The 5,780-nt window shown below is 67.7% G+C and carries 7 protein-coding genes; 3 read left to right on the top strand and 4 right to left on the bottom strand.

What is annotated here, in order from left to right:
• The first annotated feature begins 50 nt into the window (after positions 1-50).
• The gene (locus DYI42_RS22960; RefSeq protein WP_213549325.1) at positions 51-806 is read left to right on the top strand and encodes a hypothetical protein; all 756 of its coding nucleotides are present in this window, start codon (positions 51-53) and stop codon (positions 804-806) included.
• Between the two features lie 69 nt (positions 807-875).
• The gene (locus DYI42_RS22955) at positions 876-1,811 is read left to right on the top strand and encodes an isopenicillin N synthase family dioxygenase (protein ID WP_213549323.1); all 936 of its coding nucleotides are present in this window, start codon (positions 876-878) and stop codon (positions 1,809-1,811) included.
• On the opposite strand, the gene DYI42_RS22950 is transcribed toward DYI42_RS22955, so the two are convergent.
• The 4 genes from DYI42_RS22950 to DYI42_RS22935 all read right to left on the bottom strand — a co-directional run bounded on the left by DYI42_RS22950 (position 1,808) and on the right by DYI42_RS22935 (position 5,402).
• Positions 1,808-1,972, bottom strand: a complete 165-nt coding sequence (locus DYI42_RS22950) for a hypothetical protein (RefSeq protein ID WP_213549321.1) — start codon at positions 1,970-1,972, stop codon at positions 1,808-1,810. The genes DYI42_RS22955 and DYI42_RS22950 overlap by 4 nt on opposite strands.
• Before the next feature lie 97 nt (positions 1,973-2,069).
• Positions 2,070-3,458 (bottom strand): DUF2927 domain-containing protein, encoded by a 1,389-nt coding sequence (locus DYI42_RS22945; RefSeq protein WP_213549319.1) that lies wholly within the window; start codon positions 3,456-3,458, stop codon positions 2,070-2,072.
• Positions 3,458-3,913, bottom strand: a complete 456-nt coding sequence (locus DYI42_RS22940) for a GNAT family N-acetyltransferase (protein ID WP_213549317.1) — start codon at positions 3,911-3,913, stop codon at positions 3,458-3,460. Before DYI42_RS22940 ends, DYI42_RS22945 begins: the two co-directional genes overlap by 1 nt.
• Before the next feature lie 199 nt (positions 3,914-4,112).
• Positions 4,113-5,402: a cation:proton antiporter gene (locus DYI42_RS22935; RefSeq protein ID WP_213549315.1), complete on the bottom strand. Its 1,290-nt coding sequence runs from the start codon at positions 5,400-5,402 to the stop codon at positions 4,113-4,115.
• Positions 5,403-5,508: 106 nt separating this feature from the next.
• Here DYI42_RS22935 and DYI42_RS22930 point away from each other — a divergent pair, with 106 nt between their 5' ends.
• Entirely contained in the window at positions 5,509-5,709 is a 201-nt protein-coding gene (locus DYI42_RS22930; protein ID WP_213549313.1) for a hypothetical protein, read from the top strand.
• Positions 5,710-5,780 lie beyond the last annotated feature (71 nt).

Below are 5,780 nucleotides of genomic sequence, written 5' to 3'. Positions count from 1 at the left end.
GGTGTTGACTGGTGAGGGGCGGGCATGGGTGCCGGCCAGAGGAGGCTGCCATGACACTCCGTTTTACACCTTTGCTGACCATGATCGCGGCGCTGGCCGTGGCGCAGGCGCCTGTGCCGGCTCAGAGCCAGGGGCTGCTGAAGCAGTTCGAGCGCGACCTGCGCGAGGCGCGGCGGGACTTTCGCCGAAAGATGGGCGTGGATATCCGGGTGGAGCGCACGCGGCCACGCACAGAGGCGACCGCGCCGCGCGGCCCGGTTATCCGCCGCGAGAGCGGCCTTGTCGCGACCTCGATCCGACCGGAAGGGCGGCCGGGGGCAGAAGGCGCCGTTACGCGCGGGCCGAGTGCAGCGGAGCAGAGGCAGGAGGCGCTGCTGGCTGAGCATGTGGAAAGCGGCGCGCTGGCGCCCGAGATCGCGCAGGTGATCCGGGCCGGGGCCTTTCCGACGCGGGCCGAGCTGGAGGCGCGCACTGCGGCCCTGGGCAATGGCTGGTTGCCGGGGGGCGCGGCGATGGTGCTGCGCGGTGAGCGGGTGATTTGCGAGGATGGCGGTGCCGGGGGCTGTGCCGCCGTTGCGAAAGACGACAGCCTTGCGGACGTGCGGCAGGAGGCCGAGGTGATCGAGGCGCAGGCGGAAGCGGTGCGCGTGGTGGCCGGGCTGCCGCGCCTTGCGGCGGCGATGGCCGAGGTGGCCCGTGAGCGCGACAGCGCGGCGGCGGTGGAAGAAGCCCCGCGGGATTACCCGGTGGCGCGGGGCGACGAGCTGCCGCCGATCGACAGCCTTCTGGACGCCCAAAGACAGTGACGGCCTTGCGCTTGCACCCGGTTGCGCCCTGCGGCATCAGGTGGGCGTGAAACGCGAGGTGCCGTTGCGATGAAGACGATCCCCCGGATTGATGCCGAGGCCCTGTTGAACGGCGAGGCCGGCCCGCTGGAGGCGGTGCGCGCCGCCGCCCTGGACGTGGGCTTCATGGTGCTGGACAACACGCCCTTTGCCGCCGAGCGGATGCAGCAGCTGATCGAGACCTACCGGGCCTTCTTCCACCTTCCCGATGAGCAGAAGGCGGCGGTGGATATGGCCGAGACCGGCTCCAACCGGGGCTGGGGCGGGATGCGAAGCGAGCGGGTGGACCCGGAGAGCAACCCGGACCTCAAGGAGGTGTTCGACTGCGGGTTCGAGTGGGCCGAGGCGGCGGATGCGGGCGCGCCGGAGCGCTATTATGCGGCCAACCTCTGGCCGGAGGCGCCGGAGGGCTTTCGCGAGGAGGTGGAGGGATATTACCGCGAGGCGCTTGGATTTTGCCGTCGGCTGCTGGGGGCGATCTCGGAGGCGATCGGGGAGGACCGGAGCTATTTTCAGCAGAAGTTCGTGCATCCGATGGCGCTGTTGCGCGCCAACTTCTACCCGGCGCGGCCCGCTTGGGCCGGGGAAAAGGATTTTGGCATTGCGCCGCACACCGACTACGGCTGCCTGACCCTGCTGGCGACCGATGGCGCCCCGGGGCTGGAGGTGCTGCGCCGGGATGGCGAATGGGAGCCTGTTGCCGCCGCGCCGGGGGCTTTCGTCGTCAACTTCGGCGAGATGCTGGAGATGTGGTCTGGCGGGCAGGTGAAGGCGACGCTGCACCGGGTGCGGGGCGGCACGGAGGAGCGGATCTCGATTCCGCTGTTCTTCAACCCGGAGTGGGATGCGGACGTTGCCCCACAGGGGGCGGGCGTGCCCATACGCGCCGGTGAGCACCTTTCGAAACGCTACGACGAGACCTACCTGCACATGGGCCAGCACGCGGGCCGCGCCGCGGCCGGTTAGAGCAGCTTTTCCAGCGCGATGGTGGCGAAGAGCCCCAGGATCATGAAGACGATGGCATAGACGGCGGCGTATTGCAGCTTGTCGAGTGTGCCGCCCTTGCGGCGGCGGGCCTGCAGGTAGCCGGTGAGGGCACCGAGGACGAGGGCGGCGAGGACGATCATGTGCTGGGTTCCCGAAGCGTTACGGGGCGCCTCTTAGTGCAGAAGGCGCCCCGGCGAAAGTGCGGGATCGGGGCTGCGGCGGAAAGGCCGCAGGCGATCAGTTGACCGCGGTGCGCCCGCGCGGCTTGAGGGCCGAGATCTCGGACACGCGTGCGCGGACCACCGCATCGGAGCCGAAGCCGTAGCGCGCCCAGCCGAGCGCCTCGGTGCGGACCTTGGCGGCGGTGTCGGTGCGGCCCATCAGCTCGTAGGCCTCGGCCTTCAGAAGCAGCAGGGTGGAGAGCAGCGCGGCATTCTCGGCGCGGCGCACGGCGGGCAGCACCTCGTCGATCAGGCCGATGGTGCCATCGGCCTGGCCCGCGGAGAGCGAGAAGGCGGCGAGCTGCATGGCCACATGGGCGGCCTGGATCTGGGTTTCGGGATTGCGCCGGTAGAGCTGGGAGGCCTGCAGGAAGCTGGCCAGCGACAGCTCGGGCTCGGCGGAGAGCGACAGCCGCCCGAGCGCGTAGAGCGAGAAGGCGGCCCGGTTGTCACGCCAGCCCTGCGCCTTGGAGATGTTCACGGCCTTCTTGGCGGCTGCGAGGCGAGTGGCCGGGCGAGCGCGCGGACCGAGCGCGGTTTCGATGGAGTCGATCCATTCGCGCGGGGTGTAGCCGCCCTGCGCACCGCCGCCGCGATTGCCGGCGGGGTTGACCCGCGACAGGATTCCGGGCAGCCGCGAGGCCACCTGGCTGCGCTCCATGCCTGAGCGCAGCGCCGGGTCGTAGTAGACCCGCAGCATGAGCATGTCGAAGCCGGTGAGCACGGTGTGGAAGTTATCGTCGTTGAACACGGAGTCCGGCAGGCGGTAGAGGTCGTTCAGCGGGCCGAGGGCCTGGGCGATCTCTTCGTGCAGGCAGTCGCGGACCTCCTGCGGGCTCACGTCACCGGGCATGAAGACGGCGATCTGCTTGCGCTCGGAGAGCGCCGCCCAGTCGACGGTGCGGGAGCGGCGGGCCTTTCGGAATTCACCCCAGCTGGAGACGTTGGGCACGACGAAGCAGGCAGCCTGGGGCACAAGCCGCTGAAGCTCGCGTTTGGATACGACCTGAACGGTGATGGACGGCGCGGGATTGCCAGGCTTGGAGAGGCTGATGTTTATGCCCGCCTCGTTGCGCAGGCGTTGCACTAGGCGCGAGAGGTCGCCGGGCAGGGAGGCGGGGGCGTTGCCCTTCACCGCGACCGTGATCGGGCCTTCGAAGCGTGAGAACTGGGGCAGGCGGCGGCCGCTTTCCATCTGGAAGCTCAATTCGAGGAAGTCGGCGGCAAGCTGGGCGTTGGAGCGCCAGGTGGGCGCGACGCGGGGTGTGGAGAAGGTGCGCATCGGCGGCAGCGACCCGGTGTAGCTTTCGCGCCGCTGCGGCACGTCGACATCCGGGATCGTGGCAGAGGAACAGGCGGCGAGAAAGAGGGCGAGACCCGCAGGCAGCAAGCGGTTCAACAGCATCAGGCAGCTCTCCGTTGGTATTTGATGAAGGGCGTCAGCTCACCGATCCGGTCGTAGAGCTGGCGCGCCTCGGTATTGAAATCCTGCGTCATCCAGTAGACGTAAGGCGCCCCCAGCGCCTCGGCATGGTCATAGACCGCCTCGATCAGCGCCCGGCCTGCGCCGGTGCCCCTGATTTCGGGGTCCACGTAGAGATCGCCGAGGTAGCAGACATCCTCGACCCTCCAGAGGTGGCGGTGGATCACGCAGTTCACGAGGCCCACGGGCTGGCCCTCGACTTCGGCGATGAAGCCGAAGGTGCCGGGATCGGACGGATCGACCAGCCGGGCGAAGGTGGTCGCATAGACCTCCTCGGGCCGGGTGGCCTTGTAGAACGTCAGATAGTCGGTCCAGAGCCTGCGCCAAGCGACTTCGTCGCCGGGCGCGAGCGCACGGACTGTGGCAGGTGAGGGCATGGGCGGTCCTCTATGTCAGGCGAGGGGTAGCTTACCCGGAGTCCCGGCGGGGGCGAGCGAAAATCTTGCGAAAATCCGCCTTGCCGCCGGAGCGTTGCCAATGCGCCCAATGGGTTACGGGGTAAACCTCACGTAGTGGGCGAAACTTGCCAGCCCCCAATATCTTGCCTGCGCGCCTATGTTCCCACCTTGGAAACAGTCACTCTTCTGCCGTCTTTCCGTTCAGTTTTCGGGCCAGCGGTGCAACCGTGAGGCCCTGCACGATGATCGAAAACAGCACGATCACGTAGGTCGTCGTCAGAATCAGGGGCTTCCACTCCGAATCGGGGAGCGACAGGGCCAGCGCGATGGAGATGCCGCCCTTGAGCCCGCCCCATGTCATCACCGGGATGACGTTTTCGGGCATGGTGCGGAAGGGGCGCAGGATGAGCACCGGCACCGCGACGGCGGCGAGCCGGGCCAGCAGGGCCAGCGCGATGGCGGCCACGGAGGAGGTGAGGAAGCTGGCGTCGAAGCTGATAGCGAAGATCTCGACCCCGATCAGCAGGAAGAGCACGGCGTTGAGGATCTCGTCGATCAGCTTCCAGAAGGCATCGACGTAGTTGCGGGTTTCGGCGGACATGGCATCGCGGTAACTGACCTCGCCGATGAGCAGCCCGGCGCAGACCGCCATGATGGGTGCCGAGACATGGAGCCAGATCGCCAGCTCGTAACCGCCAAAGGCCAGCGCGAGGGTGATGAGCACTTCGAGAGAGTAGTCGTTGATCCGGCGCATCACCCGCCATGTGATCCAGCCGAGGATCATGCCGAGGGCCGCGCCGCCGAGGGCCTCCTGCGCGAAGAGCGTGGCGGCATCGGCCAGCATGGCGCCGGTGCCGTCGGCATGTTCGGCGCCTTGGGCGGGTTCTTCGCCATGTCCGCCCGCGCCGGGAAAGGCGAGGCCGATGAGGACGAGGAAAACGACGTAGCCGACGCCATCGTTGAACAGGCTTTCGCCGGCGATCTTGGTTTCGAGCCGCTTGTTCAGCTTGGCCTCGCGCAGCACGCCGAGCACCGCCACGGGATCGGTGGGCGAGATCAGGGCGCCGAAGACCAGCGCGATCAGCAGCGGCATGCCTGTGATCCAGGAAAAGCCCACGCCGGCGATGGCGGTGGAGAGGCCGACGCCGATGGTGGCCATCATCAGCACGGCGGGCCATTCGGCGCGCAGGTCGGCGATTTTCACATGCAGCGCCCCGGCGAAGAGCAGGAGGCCCAGCATCCCCTCCAGCAGGGCATCGGAAAACTCGATGCCCTTCACAACGGCGGTGATGCTCTCTTCCACCGTGGAGGCGGGGTAGATGAAATCGAAGGCCAGAACGCCGAGGGAGGCCAGCAGCGCCACGACGAGGATGCCGATGGCGGAGGGCAGTTTGAACACGAGGTAGTTGATGGTGCCGAAGGCGGCGGCCAGCACGATGAGGAGCGATGTGATCTGGAGCAGGGACATTGCGCGGGGCGCCTCGGGGTTGCGGCCTGGGGTTGCAGAGGGGCGGCCTTCGTGAACATCTGGCGGGAAATACCCCGCGCTCGGGGAGGTTATAGGCGAGGGGCCGATGGAGCGGAAAGATCGAATTGACGCCTTCGGGGCGGCCTCGCTTGTGACCTTCTCGCTGGTTCTGGCCTTCGGGCAGGTGATTATCAAGGTTGGCAACGAGGGCTTTGGCCCGGTGTTCTTTGCTGGCTTGCGCTCGGTGATCTCGGTGGCCTTCCTGCTGGGCTGGCCTTGGGGCTGTGCTTCAGCCTCGAGTTCGTGATGCTTTTCATCGCGCTCGATCTCACGACCGTCGCCCGTTCGGCGCTGATGTTTTACACCATGCCCGTGTGG

It is taken from the genome of Vannielia litorea, assembly GCF_018424695.1.
In the GTDB taxonomy this organism is placed as follows: Bacteria; Pseudomonadota; Alphaproteobacteria; order Rhodobacterales; family Rhodobacteraceae; genus Vannielia; species Vannielia litorea_A.
The sequence above is the reverse complement of the archived record's forward strand: the minus strand, read 5'-3'. Positions and strand labels throughout refer to the sequence as shown.

What these genes read in the sequence shown, in the direction of transcription:
- DYI42_RS22960 (WP_213549325.1), top strand. Translation starts at nt 51, where the DNA reads ATGACACTCCGTTTTACACCTTTGCTGACCATGATCGCGGCGCTGGCC.
- DYI42_RS22955 (WP_213549323.1), top strand. Translation starts at nt 876, where the DNA reads ATGAAGACGATCCCCCGGATTGATGCCGAGGCCCTGTTGAACGGCGAG.
- DYI42_RS22950 (WP_213549321.1), bottom strand. Translation starts at nt 1,972, where the DNA reads ATGATCGTCCTCGCCGCCCTCGTCCTCGGTGCCCTCACCGGCTACCTG.
- DYI42_RS22945 (WP_213549319.1), bottom strand. Translation starts at nt 3,458, where the DNA reads ATGCTGTTGAACCGCTTGCTGCCTGCGGGTCTCGCCCTCTTTCTCGCC.
- DYI42_RS22940 (WP_213549317.1), bottom strand. Translation starts at nt 3,913, where the DNA reads ATGCCCTCACCTGCCACAGTCCGTGCGCTCGCGCCCGGCGACGAAGTC.
- DYI42_RS22935 (WP_213549315.1), bottom strand. Translation starts at nt 5,402, where the DNA reads ATGTCCCTGCTCCAGATCACATCGCTCCTCATCGTGCTGGCCGCCGCC.
- DYI42_RS22930 (WP_213549313.1), top strand. Translation starts at nt 5,509, where the DNA reads ATGGAGCGGAAAGATCGAATTGACGCCTTCGGGGCGGCCTCGCTTGTG.